The sequence below is a fragment of the Halomonas koreensis genome (assembly GCF_031451675.1).
GTDB lineage: Bacteria > Pseudomonadota > Gammaproteobacteria > Pseudomonadales > Halomonadaceae > Halomonas > Halomonas koreensis.
Genome location: NZ_JARWAK010000003.1, coordinates 93487 through 119511, shown reverse-complemented (window position 1 = coordinate 119511; position 26025 = coordinate 93487). Strand labels below are relative to the sequence as shown.

General features: G+C 69.6%; 29 protein-coding genes. 14 read left to right on the top strand and 15 right to left on the bottom strand.

Going from position 1 to position 26025, the window contains the following annotated elements; translation table 11 throughout:
• Nucleotides 1-4: 4 nt before the first annotated feature.
• The 8 genes from QC818_RS04905 to QC818_RS04870 form a co-directional block, all read right to left on the bottom strand.
• Nucleotides 5-493 carry a LabA-like NYN domain-containing protein gene (locus QC818_RS04905; RefSeq protein WP_309651726.1) on the bottom strand — a complete coding sequence of 163 codons (489 nt, stop codon included), beginning with the start codon at nt 491-493 and terminating at the stop codon, nt 5-7.
• A 135-nt stretch (nt 494-628) separates the two neighbouring features.
• Nucleotides 629-1675 (bottom strand): proline racemase family protein, encoded by a 1047-nt coding sequence (locus tag QC818_RS04900; protein WP_309651725.1) that lies wholly within the window; start codon nt 1673-1675, stop codon nt 629-631.
• Entirely contained in the window at nt 1672-2847 is a 1176-nt protein-coding gene (locus tag QC818_RS04895) for a zinc-binding dehydrogenase (RefSeq protein WP_309651724.1), read from the bottom strand. Before QC818_RS04895 ends, QC818_RS04900 begins: the two co-directional genes overlap by 4 nt.
• Nucleotides 2848-2988: 141 nt before the next feature.
• Nucleotides 2989-3654, bottom strand: a complete 666-nt coding sequence (locus QC818_RS04890) for a YoaK family protein (RefSeq protein ID WP_309651723.1) — start codon at nt 3652-3654, stop codon at nt 2989-2991.
• 101 nt (nt 3655-3755) lie between these two features.
• Nucleotides 3756-4013, bottom strand: a complete 258-nt coding sequence (locus QC818_RS04885) for a hypothetical protein (protein WP_309651722.1) — start codon at nt 4011-4013, stop codon at nt 3756-3758.
• A gap of 142 nt (nt 4014-4155) precedes the next feature.
• The gene (locus QC818_RS04880; RefSeq protein ID WP_309651721.1) at nt 4156-4743 is read right to left on the bottom strand and encodes a VOC family protein; all 588 of its coding nucleotides are present in this window, start codon (nt 4741-4743) and stop codon (nt 4156-4158) included.
• A gap of 208 nt (nt 4744-4951) precedes the next feature.
• Nucleotides 4952-5680 carry a DUF2182 domain-containing protein gene (locus QC818_RS04875; RefSeq protein WP_309651720.1) on the bottom strand — a complete coding sequence of 243 codons (729 nt, stop codon included), beginning with the start codon at nt 5678-5680 and terminating at the stop codon, nt 4952-4954.
• A gap of 16 nt (nt 5681-5696) precedes the next feature.
• Entirely contained in the window at nt 5697-6302 is a 606-nt protein-coding gene (locus QC818_RS04870) for a DUF1326 domain-containing protein (RefSeq protein ID WP_309651719.1), read from the bottom strand.
• 348 nt (nt 6303-6650) lie between these two features.
• On the opposite strand from QC818_RS04870, the gene QC818_RS04865 reads away from it, so the two are divergent.
• The 12 genes from QC818_RS04865 (at nt 6651) to QC818_RS04810 (ending at nt 17720) form a co-directional block, all read left to right on the top strand.
• Complete coding sequence (locus tag QC818_RS04865; protein WP_309651718.1) at nt 6651-8597, top strand: winged helix-turn-helix domain-containing protein; 1947 nt, start codon at nt 6651-6653, stop codon at nt 8595-8597.
• A 128-nt stretch (nt 8598-8725) separates the two neighbouring features.
• Complete coding sequence (locus QC818_RS04860; protein WP_309651717.1) at nt 8726-8920, top strand: hypothetical protein; 195 nt, start codon at nt 8726-8728, stop codon at nt 8918-8920.
• A 64-nt stretch (nt 8921-8984) separates the two neighbouring features.
• The gene (locus QC818_RS04855) at nt 8985-9245 is read left to right on the top strand and encodes a hypothetical protein (RefSeq protein WP_309651716.1); all 261 of its coding nucleotides are present in this window, start codon (nt 8985-8987) and stop codon (nt 9243-9245) included.
• 76 nt (nt 9246-9321) lie between these two features.
• Nucleotides 9322-10095, top strand: coding sequence for an AraC family transcriptional regulator (locus QC818_RS04850; RefSeq protein WP_309651715.1), 774 nt, complete (start codon nt 9322-9324; stop codon nt 10093-10095).
• A 136-nt stretch (nt 10096-10231) separates the two neighbouring features.
• The gene (locus tag QC818_RS04845; protein WP_309651714.1) at nt 10232-11308 is read left to right on the top strand and encodes a TRAP transporter substrate-binding protein; all 1077 of its coding nucleotides are present in this window, start codon (nt 10232-10234) and stop codon (nt 11306-11308) included.
• Nucleotides 11309-11392: 84 nt separating this feature from the next.
• Complete coding sequence (locus QC818_RS04840; protein WP_309651713.1) at nt 11393-11938, top strand: TRAP transporter small permease; 546 nt, start codon at nt 11393-11395, stop codon at nt 11936-11938.
• Nucleotides 11935-13212 (top strand): TRAP transporter large permease, encoded by a 1278-nt coding sequence (locus QC818_RS04835; RefSeq protein ID WP_309651712.1) that lies wholly within the window; start codon nt 11935-11937, stop codon nt 13210-13212. The genes QC818_RS04840 and QC818_RS04835 overlap by 4 nt, the downstream gene beginning before the upstream one ends.
• A gap of 21 nt (nt 13213-13233) precedes the next feature.
• Complete coding sequence (locus QC818_RS04830) at nt 13234-14274, top strand: histone deacetylase family protein (RefSeq protein ID WP_309651711.1); 1041 nt, start codon at nt 13234-13236, stop codon at nt 14272-14274.
• 27 nt (nt 14275-14301) lie between these two features.
• A complete protein-coding gene (locus tag QC818_RS04825) occupies nt 14302-14658 on the top strand; it encodes a RidA family protein (RefSeq protein ID WP_309651710.1) in 357 nt (118 codons plus the stop codon).
• Nucleotide 14659: 1 nt separating this feature from the next.
• Nucleotides 14660-15601, top strand: a complete 942-nt coding sequence (lhpI, locus tag QC818_RS04820; protein ID WP_309651709.1) for a bifunctional Delta(1)-pyrroline-2-carboxylate/Delta(1)-piperideine-2-carboxylate reductase — start codon at nt 14660-14662, stop codon at nt 15599-15601.
• Nucleotides 15598-16752 carry a class II histone deacetylase gene (locus tag QC818_RS04815; protein WP_309651708.1) on the top strand — a complete coding sequence of 385 codons (1155 nt, stop codon included), beginning with the start codon at nt 15598-15600 and terminating at the stop codon, nt 16750-16752. The genes lhpI and QC818_RS04815 overlap by 4 nt, the downstream gene beginning before the upstream one ends.
• On the top strand, nt 16749-17720 hold the full coding sequence (locus QC818_RS04810) for a branched-chain amino acid transaminase (protein ID WP_309651707.1): 972 nt from the start codon (nt 16749-16751) through the stop codon (nt 17718-17720). The genes QC818_RS04815 and QC818_RS04810 overlap by 4 nt, the downstream gene beginning before the upstream one ends.
• Before the next feature lie 3 nt (nt 17721-17723).
• Here the strand turns inward: QC818_RS04810 and QC818_RS04805 are convergent, their stop codons facing one another.
• The 6 genes from QC818_RS04805 to QC818_RS04780 all read right to left on the bottom strand — a co-directional run bounded on the left by QC818_RS04805 (nt 17724) and on the right by QC818_RS04780 (nt 23868).
• The gene (locus QC818_RS04805) at nt 17724-18194 is read right to left on the bottom strand and encodes a phosphate-starvation-inducible PsiE family protein (RefSeq protein ID WP_309651706.1); all 471 of its coding nucleotides are present in this window, start codon (nt 18192-18194) and stop codon (nt 17724-17726) included.
• Nucleotides 18195-18455: 261 nt separating this feature from the next.
• Nucleotides 18456-19187 (bottom strand): RNA methyltransferase, encoded by a 732-nt coding sequence (locus tag QC818_RS04800; protein ID WP_309651705.1) that lies wholly within the window; start codon nt 19185-19187, stop codon nt 18456-18458.
• A 76-nt stretch (nt 19188-19263) separates the two neighbouring features.
• A complete protein-coding gene (locus QC818_RS04795) occupies nt 19264-20874 on the bottom strand; it encodes a diguanylate cyclase (protein WP_309651704.1) in 1611 nt (536 codons plus the stop codon).
• A gap of 272 nt (nt 20875-21146) precedes the next feature.
• Complete coding sequence (gene groL, locus QC818_RS04790; RefSeq protein WP_309651703.1) at nt 21147-22793, bottom strand: chaperonin GroEL; 1647 nt, start codon at nt 22791-22793, stop codon at nt 21147-21149.
• 62 nt (nt 22794-22855) lie between these two features.
• Nucleotides 22856-23149: a co-chaperone GroES gene (locus QC818_RS04785; RefSeq protein ID WP_097788920.1), complete on the bottom strand. Its 294-nt coding sequence runs from the start codon at nt 23147-23149 to the stop codon at nt 22856-22858.
• Nucleotides 23150-23352: 203 nt separating this feature from the next.
• The gene (locus QC818_RS04780) at nt 23353-23868 is read right to left on the bottom strand and encodes an FxsA family protein (RefSeq protein ID WP_309651702.1); all 516 of its coding nucleotides are present in this window, start codon (nt 23866-23868) and stop codon (nt 23353-23355) included.
• Between the two features lie 180 nt (nt 23869-24048).
• Here QC818_RS04780 and QC818_RS04775 point away from each other — a divergent pair, with 180 nt between their 5' ends.
• A complete protein-coding gene (locus tag QC818_RS04775; protein ID WP_309651701.1) occupies nt 24049-24810 on the top strand; it encodes an SDR family oxidoreductase in 762 nt (253 codons plus the stop codon).
• A 23-nt stretch (nt 24811-24833) separates the two neighbouring features.
• Here the strand turns inward: QC818_RS04775 and QC818_RS04770 are convergent, their stop codons facing one another.
• Nucleotides 24834-25112 (bottom strand): ComEA family DNA-binding protein, encoded by a 279-nt coding sequence (locus QC818_RS04770; RefSeq protein WP_309651700.1) that lies wholly within the window; start codon nt 25110-25112, stop codon nt 24834-24836.
• A gap of 207 nt (nt 25113-25319) precedes the next feature.
• On the opposite strand from QC818_RS04770, the gene pyrF reads away from it, so the two are divergent.
• On the top strand, nt 25320-26021 hold the full coding sequence (gene pyrF, locus QC818_RS04765) for an orotidine-5'-phosphate decarboxylase (protein ID WP_309651699.1): 702 nt from the start codon (nt 25320-25322) through the stop codon (nt 26019-26021).
• Nucleotides 26022-26025 lie beyond the last annotated feature (4 nt).

Below are 26025 nucleotides of genomic sequence, written 5' to 3'. Positions count from 1 at the left end.
CGGGTCAGCGCCGGGCAGGGGCCAGCAGCAGCTGGTCGTCGATGGGCGTGAAATGGCTGGCCGCGCGGATCAGGGCATCGGCGGTGAAGCGCGGCACCCCGAAGACCTCCACGGGCACGCCCGGGTCCCGGCGCAGCCTGTCGACCAGCGGGGCGAAGTCGCCGTCGCCGGAGGCCAGCACCACCACATCGGCCTCGGGGGCGTGATCCACGGCGTCCAGGGTGATGCCCACGTCCCAGTCGCCCTTGGCCGAGCCGTCGGCGCGCTGGATGAAGGGCTTGAGTTTCACCTCGAAGCCGATGGCCCGCAGGATGTTCTGGAACTGGCGCTGCTTCTCGTCGCCGCGGTCGATGGCGTAGGCGATGGCCTTGATCACGCGCCGGCCCGCGGTGGCGCGGGCCCAGAGGGCGTTGTAGTCGACGTTGCGCCGATAGGCCTGGCGGCTGGTGTAGTAGAGGTTCTGGACGTCGAGCAGGATCAGCACGGTCTGCATCGGGGGCCTCGCGGTGGGCGGCGGGCGTCCCAGCATGGGCCCCGCCCCGAGCCGGCGCAAGCTCGGCGCACGGGGCGGGGCAAGGAGCGCGGGCGTGGGGCCGGGGTGCGGGCCGGCATCGGCCGGCCCGGCGGCTCATTCCCGATGCCGCGAACTGAGGATATGGTGCAGGCTGCCGTCCTCGACCAGCGGGTCCTCGGGGTTGATGACGATATCCGAGTGCGCCAGCACATAGGCCTTGCCGGTGATGGTGTTCTCCACCACCCGGTGCGGGCCTTCCTGGCGGGTGCCGGTGAGCTCGCCGATGAAGCCGGTCTCGCGCAGCGACACGGTCTCGAGCTTGTCGCCGGGGTTGAGACGGCCCTCGTGGTGCATCAGCGCCAGCCGGGCCGAGGTGCCGGTGCCGGTGGTGCTGCGGCAGATCACCCCGGGATGCACATAGGTGGTCGAGCGCGAGCGGTAGAAGTCGTCGGCCACCTGTTCCACCGGCCCCATGAAGTGCAGGAAGGGCAGGGGGCCCACGTCGCCCAGGGTGTAGTGGGAGAAGCCGCGTTCGGCCTGGAGCGCCTCGACGATCTTGAAGGCGCAGTCGGACAGCGCGCGCTCCTCCTCGCGCACCAGCGAGAAGCCTAGCTCGGTGGCGTCCACCAGGGCGTAGAAGCCGCCGCTGTAGGCGACGCTGTAGGTGACGTCGCCGATGGTCGGCACATGGATGCTGGCGCGGTGGGTGTCGATGTAGCTGGGCAGGCCCTCGCAGGTGATGGCCTCCACCACACCGTCGACCACCTTGGCCTCGATGTGCACCTGACCCGCCGGCGACTCCAGGATGAAGCGCTGCACGCCCTCCTGCTTGGGCACCAGGCCCGCCTCCAGCACCGCCGTGGCGGTGCAGATGGTGTTGGAGCCGGAGTAGATGGGGTAGCCCATCACCTCCATGATGATGTAGCCGGCTTTGGCCTCCGGGTCGGTGGCCGGCACGATCAGGTCCACCGACATCTCGGGGATGCCGTAGGGCTCCTCGAGCAGCAGCGTGCGCAGGCCGTCGGCGTCGTCGCGCAGGTAGTGCATCTGGTCGCGCACCGTGGCGCCGGGCAGCGGATCGATGCCGCCCAGCACGATGCGGCTGACGTCGCCGCCGGCATGGGTGTCCATCAGGCGGATCTTGAGGTCTTCCTTGCTCATTGCTTGCCCTCGAGCGCAAAGGGGGCGCCGTGTCGTTCCCATTCGGCGTCCGGAACGATGACGATCTTGCCCAGGTAGTGGCTGCCGCGGTTGACGAAGTAGCGCTCCGCCTCGTGCAGCTCGGAGAGCCGGAAGGCCGCATGCAGCACCGGCTGGAGCTGGCCGCCGCGGATCCATTCCACCAGCTGTTCGGCCTCCTCCCGGGTGCCGTGGGAGACGCCGAAGATCTGCACCTGGTAGAGATAGATGCGCGTCCACATGATCTCGCTGACGTTGCCGCCGCTGGCCCCGGCGATGGACAGCCGCGGGTAGCTGGCGCGGGCGGTCATGTCGAAGATCATGGTGTCGATGAAGCGGTCGGTCATCTCGCCGCCGACCAGGTCCATCACGGCGTCGATGGGCGCGCCGCCGGTCACCGCCTTGACCCGCTCGGTGAAGTCGGACATGTCGGAGCGGTCGAGCACCGCCTCGGCGCCCAGTTCGCGCAGGGCCTCGGCCTTGTCGCGCTGGCTCAGGGCATAGGGGACGGCACCGACGGCGCGGCACAGCTGGATCAGCGCGGTGCCCACGCCGCCGCTGGCGCCGGTGACGAGGATGCGTTCCCCCGCCTTCACATCGGCGGCCGTCATCATGTGGTAGGCGGTCTGGTAGGAGCACATGCCCATGGCGGCCAGCTCGGCGTCGGCGAGCGCCGGATTCTCCACCCGGTGGAACTGGTCCGAGGGCACGGCGATGTACTCGGCGAAGCCGCCGTCGGCGCCGTGGCCGTAGTAGTCCGGGGCCAGGTTGATGTCGCGGCGGTCGTCGGGGTAGAGGTTGAAGTCCAGCAGGCCGCGCTCGCCGATCCGCGAGGACGCCACGCCCTCGCCCACGGCGACCACGCGGCCGACCACGTCGGCCCCCTGGATGCGCGGGAAGGTCAGGGTCGGCGAGCCGCCCATGGCGAAGGAGGTCACCTCGCCCTTGTCCTGGGTGGGGTAGAGGCCCTCGCGCGCCTTGCGGTCGGTGTTGTTCTTGGCGGTGGCGGTGACCTTCACCAGCACCTCCCCGGGGCCGGGATGGGGGGTGGGGATGTCCTCCCGATAGACCAGCTGGTCCACGTCGCCGTGGCCGACCAACTGCATGGCGGCCATGGTGGTGGGGACCGTGTCGGGCCGGGTCTCTGCGCCCATCGGCTACCTCCTCGCGCTGTGAGTGTGTGCAAGCGCGACGATAGCAAAGTCGCGGGCGCGCACCATCCGCGGTTTTTTTCGATTTGTCACCGGCCGATTGGGGGTTTTTTCGGTTTTCGGCTCAATGCCGGCGGAGTGCCCTCAGCCGGCGTTCGTGCGGGCGCGATAGAGGCGATAGCCGATCGCCAGGGAGAAGCAGATGCCGGCCGGGACCGCCAGGGCCGCGAACGCCAGCCAGGCGAACAGCCAGGCCCCGATGGCGCCGCCGGCGAGGAAACCGGTGAGGATGATCAGGAACAGCAGCGCCTTGCGGCGATCCAGGGCGCGTCCCCGCAGGACGCTGCCCAGCATCAGGCCGAGATCGGTGACGATGCCGGTGAGGTGGGTGGTCCGCACCACCGCCCCGCTGTAGGTGGTCACCAGGGCATTCTGCAGGCCGCAGGCCATCGAGGCGAGGTAGTGGCCGCCGGTGGCGCCGTCCCCCAGGTAGTGGGTCGCGGCCAGCAGGAGCGCGCCCTCGATGGCCAGCAGGGTCTCGTAGTGTCGGCCCAGCCGCAGGGAGCGTCCCGGCAGCAGGGCGCCGGACAACGCGGCCCCGGCGAGGAAGGCGAGCAGGATGCCCGCCAGGTGCAGGGCCAGGGCGAACTCGTCCCGGGCCAGGCCCGTGCCGAGCAGGGTGGCGGTGCCGGACAGGTGGGAGACCGCCTGATGCTCGAAGCCCAGCAGGCCCACGGCATTCACGGTTCCGGCGGTGAAGGCCAGGATGAAGGCGCCGTATTCGACCCATCGCGGCAGCTGAGAGATCAAGGTGTTTCCTCGCGAGTGGCTAGCAGGACCAATGCCCGCAGGTGGCGGGCTCGACGTCCCTCCTGCGCTTTCCCCCGGCCTGGCCGGCAGGGGGCTTGCCGTCATCGGGTCAGCAGGTGTCCCGCGCCTGCTAGCGTCTCCTTCACTCGTGCCATCTCGCCCCTGTATTCCCAGTACATGACACGCCCATGGGAGCCGGTCACCAGGATGTAACGCTCGCTGATGGATTGAATGCGCTCGATGGCGACCAGCTTGGTCATGAAGTCGGGTTCGTCGACGGTTTCCCGGATCTCCCGGTGGTGATCGTCGAAGCCGTGGACGACGTAGGCCGTCCTGACGTCCAGCTCGATAAAGGCCATGGGGCATCCTTGTCCGTGGTGGTCGAACCACCTTACACGCCCGTCGCGATCCGCTTCCAGGCCGGGGGCTGGTCCGAGAGCCCCGGCCGAAGCGAATGACCGGGTGCCGACGGCCCCAACGGGGCCGCCAGCCGAGCGGCGGTTAGAACCGCGGATCCCAGAGCCGGCTGCCGGTATCGGCCTCGTAGCCCATGCCGTGGGGGACGCTGACCATCTCCAGCTGCATGCCCCAGGGCGCCATGAAGTAGACCCAGCTCAGGCCCTCCATCGGGCCCTCGGTGAAGGTCTTGGGCGTGCCGAGCACCTCCACGTCCCGCGCTTCCAGGTAGTCCACCGCGGCATCCATGTCGTCCACGTAGAAGGCGATATGGTGGCCGCCGATGTCGCTGTTGCGGGGCTGTTCGGTTCGCTGATCGGGGGCGGTGTACTCGAAGATCTCCAGGTTGGTGCCGTTGCCGCAGCGCACCAGGTGGGCGGCGGGGATGGTGGCGTCGGGGTGGACGTCGAGGTTCTCGGTCATCCAGTCGTCCTCGAAGGGGCCGAAGGGCCCGATGGTGAAGAAGGCCTCGCAGCCGATCACCTCGACGAAGAAGTCCACCGCGGCCTGGCGGTCCGGGACGGTGAAGCCGAAGTGCTGGGTGCCGCGCATCCCGGGCAGCTCGGCCTGCGCGGCCTGGCTGGCGAGGCCGAACAGCAGGGCGGCGAGGCTGGTGCGGGTGAATGTCTTCATCATGACTCTCCTGTGTTGTTGTTGGACGGTGAAGTGGATCACCGCACAGGAGGGAGCAAGCGGCATGCCAGCCGGGTCGTCTTCCTGCCCTTGTCGCTAACGGGTTGTCCTGGAAGGTGTCATGGCCGAGAAGGGACGGCAGGCCGAGCACCGAGGGCGGCGGCCGTTACAGTTGTGATGTGACAGCTGTTGCGCCTGTCACGCCGGGTCAGCCCAGCAGCAGCCAGCCGCCGTAGGCGATCAGCCCCAGCCCGACCCCTTGGCTCAGCCGCCGGGGCTGCCGGGTCAGCTTCTCGAGCAGGATGCAGAGGGTGAGGCCCGCCATCCAGGCCAGGCTCATGACGCCGCCGACGAACATCAGCGCCATCAGGGCCCAGCAGCAGCCGGTGCAGTACAGGCCGAGCCGGAGCCCGGCTCGCAGTGCCCGGCCGGGGCGGTCGGGCAGGCCCTGGGCGACCAGGCCCATGGGGCTGCGACAGCCCCGCAGGCAGGCGTCCTTGAGGCGCGTCCACTGGAAGAGGCCGGCGCCCAGCAGCACCACCCCGGCCCAGGTCGGCGTGCCCAGCGCCTGGTCCGGCGACAGCAGCGCCAGTTCGTGGAGCCCCCACTGCGCCGCCGTGGCGAGGGCGGCGAAGCCCGTCCAGGCCAGCAGGTAGCCGCCGGCGAACAGGTAGGGCAGGGGAGCCGAGCGGCCGGGCAGCCGCCGGGTCGTCGCGGCGAAGACCAGGATCGCCGGGGCGGCGGTGGGCAGCATCATGGCCACCATCATCGCCGTCCACATGACGAAGGTCGGCCCGGCGAGGAAGCCGCCGCCCATGGCCGACATGTCAGTGGCCATGTCGATCAGGTAGGCCCAACCGGCGACGGCCGCGAGAATCAGGCTGGCCACCAGGGGCAGAGGTCCGGCCGGCAGGGCTTGCAGGGGTCTATGCAGCATGGTGGGCCTCCTCGGGTCAGGCCGCCTGGTACTGGAAGGCGGCATAGAAGGCGGTGCGATCGCTGAATGCCCAGTCCAGCCCATGGCCTCGGTGGGAGACGCCCTCGTTGCGCGCCACCACCAGGTCGTTGCCCGGCGAGACCGCCACCGGGTGGCCGCTGATGCGCACGTCGCCGCCGTCCTGCCCCTCGATGGCCGTCAGGGTGGCGCTGGCCACGTCGCCCACCGTCAGCGACTGGTGACGGTCCTCGATCCGAAAATCCATGGGGGCGGACTCCACGCCGAGGATCTCGCCCACGAAGCCGGCCAGCATGGCCGGGTGACCACCGGCCTGGCCGCCGAAGATGCGCACCAGGGCCTGGTGCTGTGCCTCGCTGGCGGCCTGGTCGACATAGACCACGACCCGCCAGTCGCCGTCCGTCATGTTGCCGGGCGCATGCAGCGCCATGGCCAGGTTGAGGCCGTCGAGGGACTGATCGTCGAAATGGCCGCGCTCGATGTGCCAGGCCACCAGGGCGTCGCAGCTGCCCTCCGTGGGATCGTTGCCGACCAGGCAGGGGCAGGCGCCCTTGCAGGTACAGGCCTCGAAGTAGGTCCCTTCCACTCGCCAATTCGCGTTCATGATGAGGTCTCCTCCGTCGTGGGTTCTCGGAGCCTGTCGGACTTAACGCTGATCTACTGCGAATCCCGGGCTTTCGGCCAACTTTATTCGATCTATTTCGTTAAATAGCGCGCTATTCGCCTCAATAGATCGAATAAATTTGACTCGAAATCCGAGATTCTCGTGACGATCGGTCAAGTCCGACAGGCTCCTCGACTTCACCTATAGCGGGGATGGCGGGCCTTGCCTCGAGAACGGCATGAGGATTCCATGAGAACGCTCTACGGTGCCGGCCTTGGGCGGCCGCGACGGGATGGCATAGGCTGGAGGCAGGGCGCGGATGGCGGCGCCGGTGAAGGGGAGAGCAGCGTGATCGATCCAATCGTCGAGGATGAGGTCATCGGTCGGGAAGTCGAGCTGGCCCGGCTGCGGAGCCTGCTGGAGGCGGAGGGTCCCCGGGTCGCCCACCTGCATGGCGTGGCCGGGATCGGCAAGACGGCCCTGCTCCGGCGCTTCGTCCGGGAGACCTCGGGGGAGGCCGCCTGCTGGTGGCTGGATTGCCGTGACTTCGAGCCGACCCCCGAAGGCTGCGTTGGGGCCCTGGCCCAGGCGGCCGGCATCGAGGCCGAGGGGCTGCCCGCGCTGCTCGAGGCACTCGCCGGTCGGGCGCCGCTGGGGATCGTCGTCCTGGACAGCGTCGAGGCCTGGCGTCTGCTGGATACCTGGCTGTGCCACCGGCTGGCGCCCCGGCTGCCCGACAGCCTGTGTCTCGTGCTCTGCGGCCGCCACCGTCCCTCGATGAGCTGGGTCGCCGGCGAGCGGCTCCCTCCGCCCTTGGATCTGCCGCTCGCTCCCCTGGCCGACGAGGCCGCCGGCCGGCTGCTGACCCGACTGGGCCTCGCGCCGGCCCAGGCCGCCGAGGCCGCGCGCTGGCTGCACGGGCATCCCTTGGCCATCCGCCTGGCGGCGACCACCCTGCAAGGCCGGCCGGACCACCGTCTCACGGACGCCTCCCTGCAGCGGGTCATGGACGAGCTGACCGAGCGCTACCTCGCCGATGCGGACGACGGCCGTCGGCGTCTGCTGGAGGGCGCGGCGGTGGTGAGGCGCGTCACGGTGCCCCTCCTGCAGGCCCTCTTCCCTGACCTGGAAGCCGAGCCGGCCTACGCGACCCTGCATCGACTGGACGTCACCGAGGCCTCCCCCGACGGCCTCGCCCTGCAGGATGCCGTGAAGGAGCCCGTGGCCCACACCCTGCGCGCCCGGGATCCCGAGCGCTTCCTCGACTACCGGCGACGGGCCTGGCAGGCCCTGACGCGGCGGGCCGCGGCGACGGGGAGCTCCGAGCTGTGGCGCTACACCGCCGACATGCTCTACCTGATCGAGAACCCCGTGGTGCGCGAGGCCTTCTTCCCCTCGGGGGCTCAGGCACGGGTGGTGGAGCCCGCCCGTCCCGTGCACGGAGCGGCGCTGGAGCGCATCGTCGCGACCCATGAAGGCGAGGCCGGGGGCCGGGCCCTCCTGCGCTGGTGGCGATGCCACCCCGAGGCCTTCGTCGTCGTCCGGGACGAGGCGGGAGCCTGCCGGGGCTTCTGCTGTCGCTTCGACCCGGCTCGGGTGGCCCCCGAATGCCTGGCGGACGATCCGGTCACCGCGAGCTGGCAGGCGCATCTGGCCGCGGAGCCCTTGCCCGAGGGGCGCCGAGCGCTGTTCATCCGCCGCTGGCTGGGCGAGTCGGCGGGGGAGCGCCCGGGCGACGTCCAGGCCGCGGCCTGGCTGGACCTCAAGCGCACCTACATGGAGATGCGACCCTCCCTGGCCCGGGTCTACCTGACCGTCACCGATCTCGCGCCCTATGCGGCGGTGGCCTCGACCCTGGGCTTCCGGCACCTGGCGACCCACGACGTCCGCCTGGACGGTCGCGACCATGCCACGGCGGTGCTCGACTTCGGGGTCGGCTCGGTGGACGACTGGCTGGCGAGGCTGGCGGCGGCGGAGTTGGGGCTCGGCACCGGCGAGCCGCTGGATCGGGACGCCCGGGAACTGGTCCTGGCCGACGGACGACGCCTGCCGTTGACGCCCCTGGAGTTCGGGGTGTTCGGCTATCTCGTCGATCGGGAGGGGGAGGCGGTATCCCGGGAACGCCTGCTCCAGGAGGTCTGGCACAGCCACTACAAGGGGTGGAGCAACAAGGTCGACGCCGTGGTGGCCGGGCTGAGGCGCAAGCTGGGTCCCCAGGCCGGGAGCATCGAGACGGTGACCGGCGTGGGCTATCGCTACCGGGCGCAGCGGCCGGACGAGACGCCTCGGGCGTGAGGCGCGGTAGCGGGGATGGGGGCGGGAGCCGTCGGCCGATGGCGACGCCCTTGTCGCCGCCGCGCCACATGGGTAAGGGCGGGGCGCTTCGCTAGAATGGCGCCGTTCACCCCGGCCAAGGAGGCTGCATGTCGTTTCGTCCCTTCCCCCTCGTCGCCCTGCTGGTCGCCGCCGCCCTGATGGCCGGCTGCAGCTATTCCCCGGCCCGGATCAGCCCCGAGCCGCTGATCGTGATCGACGACGACTACGATCGGGGCCACGGCCACCGTGATCACGGGCGCGGGTTCTGCCCGCCCGGGCTGGCCAAGCAAGGGCGCTGCTGAGATGAGGCGCTCCCCTCGAGGTATCCCATCCTCCCGCGTCCTGCGGGGCGCGGCCCTGGGCCTGATGCTGGGGGGTCTCCTGATGGCCGCCGGTTGCAGCTATACGCCGGCGCGTCTGTACACCGGGCCCCTGATCGAGGTCGGCGACCCTTCTCACCGGCATCATCGCCATCGTCATCACGACCATGACCGCTGGTGGCACGACCACCGCCGCGGGGAACGTCGCTGGGACCGCCGCCGTGGTGAGCGTCGTCGCCATCATCACGACCGCCACCATCGGTCGCGTTTCTGCCCTCCCGGCCTGGCCATGCAGGGGCGCTGCTGAGAGGGGGCCGATTTGCGTTCTCCACCGCCCCGGGCCATGGTGAAAGGCGTCTTCGTCGATATGTCGGCAGGATGCCATGACCTTCCTCGACCTGCGGGCCACTACCCTCGAACACGAGCATGTGGCCCATGTGCACGACCATCACCAGCTGATCCTGGCCACCAGCGGGGCCACCGAACTGTCCATCGAGGGCAGCGGCGAGCGCATCACCGGCAGCCGCGGCTGCCTGATCCCCTCCGCGCGCTACCACGAGTACCGCGGCGATGGGCGCAACCGCACCTTCGTGCTGGACATTCCCGCCGAGACCCTGCCGACCCTGCGCGACGGCGACGCGATCGAGCGGCTCTTCGACCGGCCGCGCTTCTTCGGCGTGCCATCGCGTCTCAATCGCCTGGCCGACAGCCTGATGCAGCAGCTGACGCTCTGCCCGGAGTTGCACAGCGAGATCGCGGCCCTGTTGCTCCGGGCCCTCTACCTGCACCTGGAGTCCCAGCCGCTGGCCGAGGAGGCGACCCAGGCCGCGGCCCCCAGCGCCCGCCTCGACCTGGCCCGCCTGGACGCCTGGATCGATCGGCATCTGGCCGACGAGATCCGCGTCGAGCGCCTGGCGGCGCTGTGCGCGCTGAGTGCCGGCCACTTCCATGCCCGCTTCCGCGAGCTCACCGGCCTGACCCCGCTGGCCTATGTCCAGCGGCGTCGGCTGGAGCATGCCCGTACCCTGGTCAATCACAGCGACCTGAGTCTGGGCCATATCGCCTCGCTAGTCGGCTTCCGCGATCAGGGCAGCTTCTCCCGGGCCTATCGCCGCCATTTCGAGGTCGCGCCCTCCCGGGAGCGCCGTCGGGACTGAGGATTCAGGAGTCTGGGGCAAGCGTGCCGCAGTCCCGGGCAAGCAATGCCGGGAGGCTCGACCTAACTTGGGTGTCAGTCACTGGCGCCGGATCCCGGGTCCGGCCGGTCGATAACAACCACAAGAGGTCGATGTGATGTCAGCCCAGACGCTACCCCGCATGGCGGCGATCGCCGCGCTTCCCCTGGCCATCGCCAGCACCCAGGTGCAGGCCCAGTCCTACGAGATGGCCATCGCCACCCTGATCCCCGAGAACCTCACCAACAACAGCATCTATCCCGCCCTGGTGCACTTCAAGGAGCAGGTGGAGACACAGACCGGAGGCGACCTGGCGGTGACCATCTTCGGCGGCGGCCAGATGGGCTCCGAGGTGGAGACCGGCTCCCAGGTCCAGGCGGGCGGTCGCGCCCTGCAGTCGAGCATCCTCACCTCGGGGGCCATGTCGTCCTTCTACCCGGACTACCAGGTGGTCACCACGCCCTTCCTGTTCGACAACTGGCGCCAGGCGTGGGCCTTCTTCGACGGCGAATGGTTCGCCGACTTCATGTCCGGCACCATCGAGGCCGCCGACATGCGCTACCTGGGCACCTTCGACGACGGCGGCGGCTTCGTGGCCTTCACCAACAACGAGCGCCTGATCAAGACCGTCGATGACCTCGAAGGGCTCAACATCCGCACCGAGGAGAATCCGGCCCACGTGGCGACCATGAAGGCGCTGGGGGCCTCGGCCACCCCGCTGCCCTGGGGCGAGTTGATCACCGCCCTGGAAACCGGGCTGGCCGACGGCCAGTTCAACGCCCCGGTGATCAATACCACCTACGGCCTGGACGAGGTGACCGACTACACCACCCTGACCGGCCACGTGTACAACAGCGCCTCCTGGGTGGTCAGCGAGAGCTGGTTCCAGGAACTGCCCGAGGACTACCGGCGCATCGTGGTCGACGCCGCCCGCGAGTCGGTGGCGCTGAGCCACGGGGCGTCGGCGATGCTCGCCACGGCCAGCTGGCAGAAGTCCTGCGAGCTGTTCGAGGAGTGCTACATCATGCCCACCGACGAGCGCCAGCGCATGGCGGAGATCGCCCGGCCCGCCTGGAAGGCCTGGATCGTCGAGGACTTCGGCGCCGACGCCGAGCTGGTCGAGGACCTGCTCGCCGAGGTCCAGTCGCTGCGTGAATCGCTGCCCGACGAGGCCTATCAACGCTACGGCCGGTAAGCCGAGGTTCCTTGCCTGATCGACGGAACCGCCCCCGGGGTGGTTCCGTCCCCTTGGCCCGATTCCTTCCGTCGGAGCGCCCCCATGAGCCTACTTTCCACGGCCCGCCGGCTCAGTGATGTCGTCAATCAGGCCGCCATCGTGGTGTGCGTGGCCTGCATCCTCGGCATGCTGGCCATCTCCTTCACGGGCTTCCTCTACACCCTGTTCACCGGCGACGCCCTGAGCTGGACCTACTCCCTGGCGCGGCTCTTCCTGCCCTGGATCGGCCTGCTGTCGTCCACCATCGCCCTGCATTCCGGCGAGCACGTGGCCATGACGCTGCTGATGCGCGTGCTGCCCGAGGCCCTGGTCAAGCTGTGCGCCGGGCTGACGCTGGGGGTGATCGGGGTCTTCGCCCTGCTGGTGATCTGGTACGGCTGGGACTTCTTCCAGAACGCCACCCAGGTCTACATGGTGTCCGACAACATCCAGATCTCGCGCAAGTGGACGGCCGCCGCCGTGCCGCTGTCCGGCGTGATCTTCCTGCTGCACCTGGTTCAGGGCTTCAGCCTGCTGGAGCACTTCGTCGACGAGTCGACGATGATCGAGGAAGTGCTCCACGCCCACGAGGAGGAGTCCCGCTCATGACCCCTGCCATCATCGCCTTCATCGTCGTCCTGCTGATCGGCGCCCCGGTGGCCGTGGTCATGGCCATCTCCGGCGTCGCCGGCGTCTATTCGCTGGGCGGCGAGCGTCTGGTGGGCATCATCGCCGATCGCATGTTCTCCGGGGTATCCGGCTACATGCTGATCGCCGTGCCGTACTTCATCTTCACCGCCGAGCTGATGAACCAGGGCGGGCTGACCCAGAAGCTGATCGCCTTCAACAACGCCCTGTTCGGGCGCATCCGGGGGGCCCTGTCCCACGTCAACGTCACGGTGTCGCTGTTCTTCGCCGGCCTGACCGGCGCGGCGATCACCGACACCGTGGCGATCGGCAAGATCATGATCCCGGAGATGAAGAAGCAGGGCTACGACGCCGAGTATGCGGCGGCCATCACCGCCTGCTCATCGATCATCGGCCCGATCATCCCGCCGAGCGTGGTCATGGTGGTCTACGCCACCCTGCTGCGCGACATCTCGGTGATCGACCTCTTCGCCGGGGGCATCATCCCCGGGGTGCTGATGACCCTGGCGCTGCTGATCACCAGCATCGTGCTGGCCTGGTGGCGGGGCTATCCCAAGCAGGCCGGCACGCCGATCCGCGTGGCGATCCTCGCCTTCCTGTCCGCGCTGCCGGCCATGCTGGTGCCGCTGATCATCCTCGGCGGCATCCTGTCGGGGATGACCACCATCACCGAGGCCTCCGGCTTCGCCGCGGTCTATGCCATCTTCATCGGCGTGGTGTTCTACCGGAACCTCACGCCCCACAAGATCTGGCAGGCCCTGGTCACCACGGTGAAGTTCTCCGGAGTGGTGTTCTTCCTGCTGGCCACCTCGGCGGTGCTGGGCTGGTTCGTGACCCGCTCGGGGATCGCCCGGGACGCCGCAGAGTTGATCACCACCCTCAGCGACGTGCCCTTCATCCAGATCATGCTGGTGTGCCTGCTGCTGATCGTGCTGGGCACCGTGATGGACGTGCTGCCCGCCTTGGTGGTCATCGGCCCGGTGGTGGTGCCGGCCATGGTGTCGCTGGGTTTCGACCCCCTGCACTTCGCCATCGTGATGATCGTGACCCTGAACATCGCCAACGTGACCCCGCCGGTGGGCATGACGCTGATGACGGCGGCCCGCATCGCCGAGGTGCCCTACGAGCGGGCCATCGTCTCCTCGCTGCCGTTCTATGGCGCCTTCATCGCCGTGGTGGTGATGCTGGCGCTGTTCCCGTCACTGTCCACCTGGATCCCCTCGCTGCTCGATTGAGGCGCATCGCAAGGAAAGCCCATGAAGCTCTTCTACCATCCCGACCAGGAACGTCACGCCCCGGAGACCTTCCTGCTCCGTGGCCGGCCCGCGCCCTCGCCGGAAGGGCCGGTGCGCGCCGAGCTGCTGACCCGGGGGCTCGCCGAGGCGGGGCTTTCGCTCACCTCGCCCGGCGACAGCGGCAGCGACGGCGAGCGCCTGCGCGAGCGGCTGGCACGGATCCATGCCCCGCGCTACCTGGCGTTCCTGGAAACCATCCACGCCCGCTGGATGGCCCTGCCGGAGGCCGCCGAGATCGTCGCCCCCAACGTCCATCCCTGCGGTGGCGGCCATCACTATCCGCGCCATCCGGTGGGGCAGGCCGGCTGGCATCTCCACGACATGGCCTGCCCGATCACCGCCGACAGCTTCGCCGGCATCCTGGCCAGCGCGGCCACCGCGCAGGCCGCCGCCGAGGCCGTGGTCGGCGGGGAGCACGCCGCCTATGCGCTGTGTCGCCCACCCGGCCACCATGCCGGCCCGGAACGGGCCGGCGGCTTCTGCTTCCTCAACAACGCGGCGCTGGCCGCCACGGTGCTGCGCGAGGGGCTCGACAGGGTGGCGATCCTCGACGTGGACCTGCACCACGGCAACGGCACCCAGGACATCTTCTACGCGGACGGCGCGGTCTGGACCGGCTCGGTGCATGCCGACCCGGCGGACTTCTATCCGTTCTTCTGGGGCGGCGCCGACGAGACCGGCGAGGGCGCGGGGCAGGGCGCCAACGTCAACCTCCCCCTGCCCGTGGGCAGCGACGGCGCGGCCTTCCTGGCGGCGCTGGACACCCTGCTCGAACGCCTCGACGCCTTCGCCCCCCAGGCGGTGGTGGTGGCCCTGGGCCTGGACGCCCACAAAGCCGACCCCCTGGCGGGGCTGGGCCTCGAGACCGAGGACTTCGCCGCCGTGGGGCGGCGCCTGGCGGCGCTGAATCGGCCCACGGTGCTGGTCCAGGAAGGGGGCTATCCCACCGAGCACCTGAGCCACAACCTGGCCGCCTTCATGGGCGGCTTCCAAGGCGCCTGAGGGCGCCCCATCAGAGAGAGACCCGTCATGAGCCTGACCCATCACGACAGCAACACCCGCATGAGCCAGATCGTCGTCCACGAGCGTACCGTCTACCTGGCCGGCCAGGTACCGACCGACGACAGTGCCGACATGCGCGGCCAGACCGAGCAGGTCCTGGGGCGCATCGACGACCTGCTGGCCCAGGCCGGCACCTCCAAGGAGCATCTGATCTCGGCCCAGATCTGGGTGACCAGCATGGCCGAGTTCGCCGAGATGAACGCCGCCTGGGATGCCTGGGTGGTGCCGGGTCGCCCGCCGGTGCGCGCCGCCGTCGAGGCCAAGCTGGCCAAGCCCGAGTGGAAGGTCGAGATCATGGTCGTGGCCGCGCTGCCGGAGGCCTGAGATGCGCATCATCGACGCCGACCAGGTGGCGGCGGCGCTGGCCTGGCCGGCGCTGGTCGAGCGGCTTGCCGACACCTTCCGCGCGGGCGTGGAGTCGCCGCCCCGCCATCACCATGCCATGCACCGGCCCGACGGCGAGGCCACCCTGCTGCTGATGCCGGCCTGGGAGCGCGACGGCTACATCGGGGTGAAGATGGTCAATGTCTTTCCCCAGAACGCCGATCACGGCCTTCCTGCCATCTCCGGGGTCTACCTGCTCAGCGAAGGCGCCCACGGCCGGCCGCTGGCCTGCCTGGATGGCAGCGAACTGACGCGGCGGCGCACCGCCGCGGCCTCGGCCCTGGCGGCCCGGGAGCTGGCTCGGGACGACGCCGAGACCCTGCTGGTGGTGGGCACCGGCAAGTTGGCGCCCATGGTGATCGAGGCCCACGCCGCGGTGCGCCCGATCCGTCGGGTGCGCGTCTGGGGGCGGCACCCCGAGAAGGCCGAGCGGCTGGCCGCCGACTACGCCGACCGCTTAGAGACCGCAGCGGTGACCGACCTGGAGGCCGCCAGTCGCGAGGCCGACCTGATCAGCTGCGTGACCCTGTCCACGACGCCGCTGATCCGGGGGGACTGGCTGTCGCCGGGTAGCCACCTGGACCTGATCGGTGCCTTCCGGCCGTCCATGCGCGAGACCGACGCCGAGTGCCTGGGGCGCGGCGAGGTGTTCGTCGATACCTATGCCGGGGCCCGTGGGGAGGCCGGCGACATCCTGCAGGCCATCGACGAGGGGGCCTTCGCCTTCGGCGACATCCGCGCCGAGCTGGCCGAGCTGCTGGATGGCCGCAGGCCCGGCCGCAGCGACCCCCGGGCCATCACGGTCTTCAAGTCGGTGGGGGCCTCGCTGGAGGACCTGGCGGCGGCGATCGAAGTCTGGGAGTGTCAGGAGGCGAGCTCATGACGGGGCAGATGTCGGGGGCCGGCCAGGCCGCCACGGGCTTCTACTGGCACGAGCGCTGCTTCTGGCACGATCCGGGCGCCATCGGGGTCTTCGCCGCGTCCGGTGAGTTTCGACAGCCCCAGCAGGCGTCGGAGAGCCCGGAGAGCAAGCGGCGCCTCAAGAACCTGCTGGAGGTGTCCGGGCTCATCGACGAACTCGCGGTGCGCAAGGCCCCGCCGGCGCAGCGGGCCGACCTCGAGCGCTTCCACACCGGCGCCTACCTGGATGCCCTCGAGGCGGGTGACCGGGACCGGGGCGGAGACGCCGGAGACTGTGCGCCCTATCTACCGGGCAGCCTGGCGGCGGCCCGGCAGTCCGCGGGCCTGGCCATCGCCGCCGTGGAAGCCGTGGCCAGCGGGGAGCTGGCCAATGCCTATGCCCTGTGCCGGCCGCCCGGGCACCATGCCGAGGCCGGTCGGGGCCGGGGGTTCTGCCTGCTGGGCAATATCCCCGTGGCGGTGAGCCGCGCCCGGGCACTGCGCCAGGTGGGACGGGTGGCGATCCTCGACTGGGATGTCCACCACGGCAACGGCCAGCAGTCGGCCTTCTACGACGACCCGGAGGTGTTCACGGTCTCGCTCCACCAGGCCGGCAACTACCCGCTGGACACCGGCACCTTCGAGGAACAGGGCGAGGGACGGGGACAGGGGGCCTGCCTCAACCTGCCGCTGCCGCCCGGCTGCGGCCTGGGCGCCTATGCCCATGCCATGGAGTCCCTGGTCCTGCCGGCTCTGGAGGCCTTCCGGCCGGAGCTCATCGTGGTGGCCTGTGGCTTCGATGCCTGCGCCAAGGATCCGCTGGGCAAGATGCTGCTCAACAGTCGCGCCTTCGGCGAGATGACCCGCCGGTTGATGGCACTGGCCGAGCGAGTCTGCGAGGGCCGGCTGGTGATGATCCACGAGGGCGGCTATTCGGAGGGCTATGTGCCCTTCTGCGGCCACGCGGTGATCCAGGCGCTGGCCGGCAGCGACGTCGAGGTGCCCGACCCCCAGAACGACGAGATCGCCGCCTGGGGTTACCAGGCCCTGCAGCCCCATCAGCGCGAACTCATCGACGATTGGCGCGACCGCTGGTTCGCCGCCACGTCCCGGAACAGTGAGAGGGACTCATGACGCCCCTGTACGATCGCGACGGCTGGCTCTGGCAGGACGGCGACTGGCTGCCCTGGCGCGAGGCCAGGACCCATCTGCTGACCCATACCCTTCACTACGGCATGGGCTGCTTCGAGGGCGTTCGCGCCTACCAGGGCCCGGATGGCCGCCCCGCCTTGTTCCGGGTCGCCGAACACACCCGGCGGCTGCTCGACAGTGCCCATGCCCTGGACATTCCGCTGGCCTTCGATGCCGAGGCATTGATCGACGCCCAGCGCCAGTGCCTGACCCGCAATGGCCTGACCAATGCCTACCTCAAGCCCACCGTCTACCTCGGTGCCGAGGGGCTCGGGCTGCGGGCCAAGGGGCTGACCACCCATGTGATGATCGCCGCCTGGGACCTGGGCGACTACGTCTCGCCGGAGGCGGCCAGCATCGGCCTGCGGGCGCTGACTTCCTCCTGGGCGCGTCATCACGTCAACATCAGCCTGTGTCGCGCCAAGACCAACGGCCACTACGTGAACTCGATGCTGGCGCTGAACACGGCGGTGAAGGCGGGCTTCGACGAGACCCTGATGCTCGACCCGGAGGGCTACGTGGCCGAGGCCTCGGCGGCCAATGTCTTCCTGCTGCGGGACGGCGCCCTGCATACGCCGGAGATCACCTCCTGCCTGCAGGGCATCACCCGCGACAGCGTCATTCGCCTGGCCCGGGAGAGGCTCGGCCTCGAGGTGGTGGAACGGCGCATCACCCGGGACGAGCTCTATACCGCCGACGAGGCTTTCCTCACCGGCACCGCCGCCGAGATCCTGCCGCTGCGCGAGCTCGACGGTCGGCATATCGGGGCCAGGGCAGGGGCGCCGCCACCCGGCGAGCCGATCCCGGCGGACTCGGTGACGGCCCGCCTGCAGGGGCTCTATCGGCGGATCACCCGTGGCGAGCTGGGCGCTGATCTGGCGGGCTACCGCGACTGGCTGACGCCGGCCTGAGGCTCAGTGCTTGCGGGCCACCAGCCAGTGGGTCACGCCCAGCGCCAGCACCACCGCGGCGATGGCGAACACATACTCGGCATCGACGGCGTCGATGTCGAGCACGATCACCTTCCGGGCGATGGCCATCAGCGCCGTGGCGATCACCAGCTGGATGGGCAGCACATTGGTGCCCAGGTAGAGACGGATGTTGATGAAGATCTCGATGGCGATCAGCACCACCATGAAGGCGCCGAACAGCCGGAAGATGTCGCCGACCTCCAGCAGCAGGAAGGGCGGCTGGGTGAGCTGCTGGTAGAGCACGTAGACGACATCGAAGATCCCCCACAGGATCACGAACACCATCAGTACCGCCAGCACCTTGACGCCGACGCGGATGATGCGATGCAGGGTGCCGATCAGCGGATCCTCGTGCTCCTTGGGCAACTCGTCGTGGAACAGCTGCTGGCGCTTCGTCTCGGGGTCCGTGGACATGGCGTCTCTCCTGGCCGGCCTGCCACCACTCTGCCATCGGGGGCGTCGGCGGCCAACAAAAACGCCACGACGCGATGCGTCGTGGCGATATCCAAAAGGCCTCCCTGAGCATCGTCCCGATGCCGCGTTCGGCGTCCCTGGGGAGCGTCCTGCCCCCGGCGTCCCTGGCATGGCGACGAGCAGTGTCCCTTGCCCGTGCCCCGTAGTATCGGGGCCGCGGATGACCGTTCGATGATGGCGGCGTGACGTCTCCGTGACGCCTCAGTCGGCGTCCAGCCCCTGCTCCAGGGAACTGAGCAGCCCGCGCAGCAGCGAGAGCTCCTTGCGCGAGGGCTCCGCCCGGTCGAACAGCGCCTGGAGCTGCTCCTCGGTGCGGGCATGGGGCTGGGTGATGAAGCCGCTCGCGTGCATCACCCGGGCCAGATGGTCATGGAAATGGCCCAGCTGCTCGCGGGTGGGGCGCCGATCGCGGGCCGGCCGGGGGGCGTGGAGCCCGCTCCCGGGCCGCTGTCGCCAGGCGCGGAATACCTCGTAGGCCAGCACCTGGACCGCCTGGGAGAGGTTGAGCACGCCGTAGTCGGGGTTGGCAGGAATGCTGACCTGGTGGCTGCAGTGCCGGATCTCGTCGTTGGTCAGCCCGAAGCGCTCGCGGCCGAACACCAGGGCCACCGGGTCGGCGGCATTGGCCACCAGGGCGTCGGCCATCTCGGCGGGCTCGTCGAAGTGGGGTCGCGGCAGGCTGCGCAGCCGGGCGCTGGCGCCGATCACCTGGACGCAGTCGTCGACGGCTTCCTCGAGGTGGCTCACCACGCGGGCCCCGTCGACCACGTCCTCGGCCCCGGCGGCCAGGCGGGAGGCCTCGGGATCCGGAAAGCGGCGGGGATTGACCAGCACCAGGTCGGTGAGGCCCATGGTCTTCATGGCTCGGGCCGAGGCGCCGATATTGCCGGGATGATAGGTCTGGACGAGGACGATGCGGATATTGGGCAGCATGTGAGGGTTGTCTTGGTGTGTGTCGAAACGCCGGGGAGTGTACTCGGCCGGCCTGCCGCTGGTAAGCCCCGCCGGCTCATCCGCCGGCGATGCCGGGGCGCTGGCCGACATCGGGGGCCGGCGTCTCACCCGCTGGTGCCGCGAGGCGGTCGCGTCCGCCGCGCTTGGCCAGGTAGAGGCGGTCGTCGGCGCGCTGGATCAGGGCCAAGGGATCGCCATCGTCTGCCGTCAGGCTGGCGAGGCCGATGCTGACCGTATAGTGGACCTGGCCGTCGAGGGTGGCCACGGCATGCCGGCGGTTGGCGTCCAGGACCCGTTCCGCCACGACCCGTGCGGCGTCGAGCGAGGTGTCCGGCATGATCACCGCGAATTCCTCGCCGCCATAGCGCGCGAGGTGATCGTCCTGGCGAATGACCCCTCGTGTCGCCTCCACCAGCCCAACCAGCACCTGATCGCCGGCCAGATGACCATGCCGGTCGTTGATCTGCTTGAAGTGGTCGACATCCAGCATCATCAGCGTCAGGGGGCGGTGGTGTCGGCGGGCCTGGGCGAAGGTACGGGCCAGGGTCGTCTCGAAGAAGCGGCGATTGTCGGCGCCGGTCAGGCCGTCACGGTCGGCTAGGCGTTGCAGCGAGCGTTCCGCTTCCTGGCGCCGGCGAATTTCATGGCGCAGCCGGGCATTGATGATCCATAGGTAGGTCGCCAGCGCCGACACCAGGACGCCCATCACCCCGATCGGTAGCAGCCAGCGCCACCATCGCAGTATGAGAGCTGCCAGGCTCGGGGTGTCGGCACGGTAGAGGAAGCCGTCCAAGTCGACATCGTCGATCAGGTTCAGGCGGGTATAGATCTCGCCGATGTCCCGCCAGCGCTGGGGGTTGATATGGCCGATCTGGATCAGGTCGGGCTGCATCAGCCGGCGGATCTGCTCGGCCTCGTAGCGCAGCAGCCCGCGGGTCACGCCGGTGTTGCGCTCGGGGTACTCGCGCAGGATCAGCTCGATGACCTCGTCGACGTTCTCCAGGGCGTAGGCCCAGCCCTTGAGGCTGGCGCGGCGAAAGGCCGCGACCCTATCGGGGTGCGCCTCCAGCAGGGCCTGGCGGGTGAACAGCAGGTCGCCGTAGAAGTCGATGCCATGGTCGGTTGGTCGGATCAGCACCGGCGTTGCTCCCCGCTGGCGAACCCGATAGGGAGCGTCGGTCAGGTAGGCGGGCATCAGTTGGGTCTCGCCGGTCAGCAGCGCCTCCAGTTCCCACCGGGGCGGCGAGTTGTTCAGCGTTGCCGGGGCCAGGCCGCTGTTCAGGAAGGTGGCCAGGGTCTCCGCACTGGTGCGGTTGCCCGTGCCGGGTAGGGTGACGCTGATCGGTCGCTCGCCAATCTCTTCCAGCTTCGTGAAGTCGTGCCGGGCCAGGGTCATCAGGACCAGCGGCGAGCGCTGCATGAGATTGGCCAGCACCACCACGGGGGCGCCCCGGGCATGGTGCATCAGAAGCTCGGAGCGGGCGATGCCGAAGTCGGCCCGCCCTGACAGGACTTCGGCCAGCGGCGATGGGGCCTGTCCCTGGTCGTCGTAGCCGCCGTGGCGAATCTCGACGTCCAGGCCGGCTTGCCGGTAATACCCCTGGGCCTTGGCGGCGTAGTAGCCGGCGGATTGGAATTGATGGTACCAGAGCAGCTGCAGGCGCACGGGGACGCCTTCCTTGCCCTGCGCGCCGGCGAGGCCCGGGAGCCCAACCAGCAGGCACCACAACACCAGGGTGGGCCAGGGTTGCCGGCGCCACCCGGCAAGACGCGACGACGTGCTGATAACCGGGCAATCCATGATCCCCGAGTATGCCACTTTCGTTGCGGATGTCGCGTGCTCACGGTGGAATTCGCTGCGGCCCGCGCATACAAAAGCCCCCCGCCGGTTTCCCGGCGGGGGGCTCGATCAGGCGGGGCCTGGGGCAGGGGGATGATTTACATCATGCCGCCCATGCCACCCATGCCGCCCATGCCGCCCATGTCGGCGCCACCGGCTTCCTTCTCGTCCGGATCGTCGGCGATCATGCACTCGGTGGTGATCATCAGGCCGGCGACGGAACCGGCGGACTGCAGCGCGGAGCGGGTGACCTTGGCCGGGTCCAGCACGCCCATCTCGAACAGGTCGCCGAACTCGCCGGTCTGGGCGTTGTAGCCGAAGTTGCCCTCGCTGTCCTTGACGCGGTTCAGGATGACGGAAGCCTCCTGGCCGGCGTTGGTGACGATCTGGCGCAGCGGGGCTTCCATGGCGCGCACGGCGATGGCGATGCCGTGGGTCTGGTCCTCGTTGTCGCCCTTCAGGCCGGCGATCTTGGTCAGCACGCGCACCAGGGCGGTACCGCCCCCGGGCACCACGCCTTCCTCGACGGCGGCGCGGGTGGAGTGCAGGGCGTCCTCGACGCGGGCCTTCTTCTCCTTCATCTCCACCTCGGTGGCGGCACCGACGCGGATCACGGCCACACCGCCGGCCAGCTTGGCGACGCGCTCCTGGAGCTTCTCACGATCGTAGTCGGAGGAGGTCTCCTCGATCTGGGCGCGGATCTGGTTGACGCGGGCCTCGATGTCGGCGTCCTGGCCGGCGCCGTCGATGATGGTGGTGTTCTCCTTGGACATGGTCACGCGCTTGGCGGTGCCCAGGTGGTCCAGGGTGGTCTGCTCGAGATCCAGACCCACTTCCTCGGAGATCACGGTGGCGCCGGTGAGGATGGCGATGTCCTGCAGCATGGCCTTGCGACGGTCGCCGAAGCCCGGGGCCTTGGCGGCCGCGACCTTGACGATGCCGCGCATGGTGTTGACCACCAGGGTGGCCAGTGCCTCGCCCTCGATGTCCTCGGCGATGATGACCAGCGGCTTGCCGGCCTTGGCCACGGCCTCGAGGGTCGGCAGCAGTTCGCGGATGTTGGAGATCTTCTTGTCCACCAGCAGGAGGAACGGATCTTCCAGCTCGACGGCCATGGTGTCCTGGTTGGTCACGAAGTACGGCGACAGGTAGCCGCGGTCGAACTGCATGCCTTCCACGACGTCCAGCTCGTCCTCGAAGCCGCGACCCTCGTCGACGGTGATGACGCCTTCCTTGCCGACCTTCTCCATGGCCTCGGCGATGATGCGGCCGATGTTGCTGTCGCCGTTGGCGGAGATGGTGCCGACCTGGGCGATGGCGTTGGAGTCGGTGCAGGGCACGGCCAGCTCGCCGACTTCCTTGACCGCGGCGTTGACGGCCTGGTCGATGCCGCGCTTGAGGTCCATCGGGTTCATGCCGGCGATCACGCCCTTCAGACCCTCGTTGACGATGGACTGGGCCAGCACGGTGGCGGTGGTGGTGCCGTCACCGGCGACGTCGGAGGTCTTGGAAGCGACTTCCTTGACCATCTGCGCGCCCATGTTCTCGAACTTGTCCTTGAGCTCGATCTCCTTGGCCACGGAGACGCCGTCCTTGGTCACGGTCGGCGCGCCGAAGGACTTCTCCAGGACCACGTTGCGGCCCTTCGGGCCCAGGGTGGCCTTGACGGCGTTGGCCAGGGTGTCGACGCCTTGCGCCATGCGGGTGCGGGCATCACTGGAGAACTTGACTTGTTTCGCTGCCATTTTCGTTTGCTTCCTGTGAGTTCGTGAACGTCAGTCAGTATCGAGCGTGTAGCGGTCGCGGCTCAGCCTTCGACGACGGCCAGGATGTCGGACTCGCTCATGATCAGCACTTCCTCGCCGTCGATCTTCTGCTTCTCGACGCCGAAGCCATCCTTGAAGATCACGGTGTCGCCGACCTTGACGTCGAGCGGGCGCACATCGCCGCTTTCCAGAATCCGGCCGTTACCGACGGCGAGCACCTCGCCACGTGTCGGCTTTTCCTGGGCGCTGCCCGGGAGCACGATGCCGCCTGCGGTCTTCTGCTCTTCTTCAACGCGACGGATGACGACGCGATCGTGCAAGGGACGGATGTTCATTGCTCACGTTCTCCTGATGGTTTGCTGTGCCGGGACGCCAGGCCCCGGCGGGTTTCATCATCAACCCGCAGCGACCCTGCGGGGTGAAGGCGCACGCCTTCCGTGTGGATGACCCCGGCGGGCCGGGATCGAAGCTCGTTGCTGACGGATAAGTGGGGCTGGCCGTTGGCCTTTCAAGCCCCCGCCGCAAATTTTTTTCGCGCTCAGCGACGTCGCTCGTCGCGGGCGATGAAATCGCCCTCCAGCGGCTCGTCGGAGGCCGCCCCGGGGCGGGCGTCGGCCTCGGCGTCATCGCCGCCGGCCTGCTGCCAGTCGGCATCGCGCCCCTGGCGGGGGCGATAGCCGCCGGCCTGGACATGCACGCCCTGGAAGCGCATGCCGAGCCGGCCCAGCCCCTTGCCGAGCAGCCGCCGGGCGTCGGGAATCAGGCACATGAAGCCCAGGGCGTCGGACAGGAAGCCCGGTGCCATGAGCAGGGCGCCGCCGAAGATCAGGGCGGCCCCGGTGAGCAGTTCGCCGGAGGGGACTTCCCCCCGGGCCAGGCGCTCCTGGGCCCGCGCGAAGGTGGCGACGCCTTCGCGCCGGATCAGGTGCAGGCCGAGAAAGCCCGTGGCCAGCACCAGGGCCAGGGTGGCGAGCAGGCCGATCTCGCTGCCGACGGTGAACAGCAGCACGAAATCGAGCAGGGCGAAGACGGTGAAGAGGGCAAGAAAGGGCATGGGAACTCCCGTTGACGACTGCTCGGGAAATGGGGATGGCGGGACGCAAAATCAAGGCGGATCGTGGGCGTCGATCGTCGATATTGCAATGCAATATGAAAGCCGGCCCAATGGCACCATGAGCGGCCCCGGTCCAGGCCCGTGGGGCGCGGTCGACGACCATCCGACGAGGAAATCACCATGACACTGCAGGATCGCATCATCGCCATCACCGGCGGGGCCCGGGGGCTGGGGCTGGCCATCGCCCGCCGGCTGGGCGGCCAGGGGGCCACCCTGGCGCTGCTCGACCGGGACGGGCCGGCGCTCGACGAGGCCGTGGGGACCCTGGCGGAGGCCGGCATCACCGCCCGCGGCTTCGTCGTCGACGTCGCCGACGAGGCCTCGGTCGCCTCCACCTTCGATGCCGTGGCCGAGGCCCTGGGGCCGCCGGACGGCCTGGTCAACAATGCCGGCATCGTGCGCGACGGCCTGCTGGTCAAGGCCCGGGACGGCAAGGTGCAGGAGACCCTGTCGCTCGACGCTTGGCAGCAGGTGATCGACGTCAACCTGACCGGTGTCTTCCTGTGCGGCCGCGAGGCGGCCGCCCGCATGATCGAGGCCGGCCGCGAGGGGGTGATCGTCAACATCTCCAGCGTGGTGCGGGAGGGCAACCGCGGGCAGAGCAACTATGCGGCCGCCAAGGCGGGCGTGGCCTCCCTGACGGTGACCTGGGCCCAGGAGCTGGCGCGCCACGGCATCCGGGTCGGCGCGGTGGCGCCGGGCTTCATCGAGACCGAGATGACCGCGGCGCTGCGCGACGACATGCGCGAGCGGATCACCGCCGGGATTCCGCTGCGCCACATGGGGCAGCCGGAGGATATCGCCGAGAGCGTGGCCTTCATCCTCGCCAACGACTACTTCACCGGCCGCATCCTGGAGTGCGACGGCGGCCTGCGGCTGTGAGCCGGCCCGCCGTCGCGGCGGGCTCAGAAGGTGACCTGGTCGGCGAGATCGGCGACCGTGGCCTCGCCGATGCCGCGCACCCGGGTCAGCTCCTCGGCGGCGGCATAGTCGCCGTTGGCCTGGCGGTCCTCGACGATGGCCGCGGCCTTGACCTCGCCGATGCCGGGCAGCTCGGCGAGGGTCGCGGCATCCGCCGTGTTGACGTTGATGGGCGCCATCTCCTGGGCCAGCGCCGGGGCGGCGAGGCTCATCAGCAGGGTCAGGGCGATGGCGGCGAGGGGTGGGGTCGGGATCCTGGTCATCTCGGCATTCCTCCTGTGGGTGGACCGATGGTCGGGCGCCTCGGGCGCCTGTCCTCAAGCTAGCGCCGGCGGCCCGCCCGGCGGGTCAGCCGGAAGCGACAGCGGACCGCGGCGATGGCCGGCGCCGACCCGACGACATCGCCCCATGCGCCCCGGCACATGGCTGATATACTGCGCGGGTCCACTCACCCGGCCAGGAGCCCTCTCGTGCCCATCGCGTCTCCCCTGATCATCGCCCTCGACTACGCCTCCCTGGACGCCGCCCTGTGCATGGCCGACCGGCTCGATCCCGCGCGCTGTCGGGTCAAGGTCGGCAAGGAGCTGTTCACCCGCAGCGGCCCCGACGTGCTGGAGGCCCTGCACGGCCGCGGCTTCGAGGTCTTCCTGGATCTCAAGTTCCACGACATTCCCAACACCGTGGCCGGCGCCGTCCAGGCCGCCGCCGAGCAGGGGGCCTGGATGGTCAATGTCCACGCCGGCGGCGGTCGTCGCATGATGGAGGCTGCCAAGGAGCGGCTGGTGCGTCATGGCCTCTCCACCCACCTGATCGCGGTGACCGTGCTGACCAGCATGGCGGCCGAGGATCTGGCGGAGGTGGGCATCACGGCGTCGCCCGCCGAACAGGTGGAGCGTCTGGCGACGCTGGCCCGGGACAGCGGCATGGACGGGGTGGTGTGTTCGGCCCAGGAGGCGACGCGCCTGCGGACCCTGTGCGGCGACGACTTCCTCAAGGTCACGCCGGGCATCCGGCCGGCCTCGGCCCAGGCGGGCGACCAGCGGCGGATCATGACCCCGGCCGCGGCGATGGCCGCCGGCAGCAGCCACCTGGTGGTGGGGCGGCCGGTGACCCAGGCGGAGGATCCCATGGCGGCGCTGGCGGCCATCGAGGCGGAGCTGGCCGACGGCTGAGGGC

Bases quoted from the DNA above. Each gene is read 5' to 3' on its own strand.
- QC818_RS04905 (WP_309651726.1), bottom strand. From the start codon at position 493: ATGCAGACCGTGCTGATCCTGCTCGACGTCCAGAACCTCTACTACACC.
- QC818_RS04900 (WP_309651725.1), bottom strand. From the start codon at position 1,675: ATGAGCAAGGAAGACCTCAAGATCCGCCTGATGGACACCCATGCCGGC.
- QC818_RS04895 (WP_309651724.1), bottom strand. From the start codon at position 2,847: ATGGGCGCAGAGACCCGGCCCGACACGGTCCCCACCACCATGGCCGCC.
- QC818_RS04885 (WP_309651722.1), bottom strand. From the start codon at position 4,013: ATGGCCTTTATCGAGCTGGACGTCAGGACGGCCTACGTCGTCCACGGC.
- QC818_RS04880 (WP_309651721.1), bottom strand. From the start codon at position 4,743: ATGAAGACATTCACCCGCACCAGCCTCGCCGCCCTGCTGTTCGGCCTC.
- QC818_RS04875 (WP_309651720.1), bottom strand. From the start codon at position 5,680: ATGCTGCATAGACCCCTGCAAGCCCTGCCGGCCGGACCTCTGCCCCTG.
- QC818_RS04870 (WP_309651719.1), bottom strand. From the start codon at position 6,302: ATGAACGCGAATTGGCGAGTGGAAGGGACCTACTTCGAGGCCTGTACC.
- QC818_RS04860 (WP_309651717.1), top strand. From the start codon at position 8,726: ATGTCGTTTCGTCCCTTCCCCCTCGTCGCCCTGCTGGTCGCCGCCGCC.
- QC818_RS04855 (WP_309651716.1), top strand. From the start codon at position 8,985: ATGCTGGGGGGTCTCCTGATGGCCGCCGGTTGCAGCTATACGCCGGCG.
- QC818_RS04850 (WP_309651715.1), top strand. From the start codon at position 9,322: ATGACCTTCCTCGACCTGCGGGCCACTACCCTCGAACACGAGCATGTG.
- QC818_RS04845 (WP_309651714.1), top strand. From the start codon at position 10,232: ATGTCAGCCCAGACGCTACCCCGCATGGCGGCGATCGCCGCGCTTCCC.
- QC818_RS04840 (WP_309651713.1), top strand. From the start codon at position 11,393: ATGAGCCTACTTTCCACGGCCCGCCGGCTCAGTGATGTCGTCAATCAG.
- QC818_RS04835 (WP_309651712.1), top strand. From the start codon at position 11,935: ATGACCCCTGCCATCATCGCCTTCATCGTCGTCCTGCTGATCGGCGCC.
- QC818_RS04830 (WP_309651711.1), top strand. From the start codon at position 13,234: ATGAAGCTCTTCTACCATCCCGACCAGGAACGTCACGCCCCGGAGACC.
- QC818_RS04825 (WP_309651710.1), top strand. From the start codon at position 14,302: ATGAGCCTGACCCATCACGACAGCAACACCCGCATGAGCCAGATCGTC.
- lhpI (WP_309651709.1), top strand. From the start codon at position 14,660: ATGCGCATCATCGACGCCGACCAGGTGGCGGCGGCGCTGGCCTGGCCG.
- QC818_RS04815 (WP_309651708.1), top strand. From the start codon at position 15,598: ATGACGGGGCAGATGTCGGGGGCCGGCCAGGCCGCCACGGGCTTCTAC.
- QC818_RS04810 (WP_309651707.1), top strand. From the start codon at position 16,749: ATGACGCCCCTGTACGATCGCGACGGCTGGCTCTGGCAGGACGGCGAC.
- QC818_RS04805 (WP_309651706.1), bottom strand. From the start codon at position 18,194: ATGTCCACGGACCCCGAGACGAAGCGCCAGCAGCTGTTCCACGACGAG.
- QC818_RS04800 (WP_309651705.1), bottom strand. From the start codon at position 19,187: ATGCTGCCCAATATCCGCATCGTCCTCGTCCAGACCTATCATCCCGGC.
- groL (WP_309651703.1), bottom strand. From the start codon at position 22,793: ATGGCAGCGAAACAAGTCAAGTTCTCCAGTGATGCCCGCACCCGCATG.
- QC818_RS04785 (WP_097788920.1), bottom strand. From the start codon at position 23,149: ATGAACATCCGTCCCTTGCACGATCGCGTCGTCATCCGTCGCGTTGAA.
- QC818_RS04780 (WP_309651702.1), bottom strand. From the start codon at position 23,868: ATGCCCTTTCTTGCCCTCTTCACCGTCTTCGCCCTGCTCGATTTCGTG.
- QC818_RS04775 (WP_309651701.1), top strand. From the start codon at position 24,049: ATGACACTGCAGGATCGCATCATCGCCATCACCGGCGGGGCCCGGGGG.
- QC818_RS04770 (WP_309651700.1), bottom strand. From the start codon at position 25,112: ATGACCAGGATCCCGACCCCACCCCTCGCCGCCATCGCCCTGACCCTG.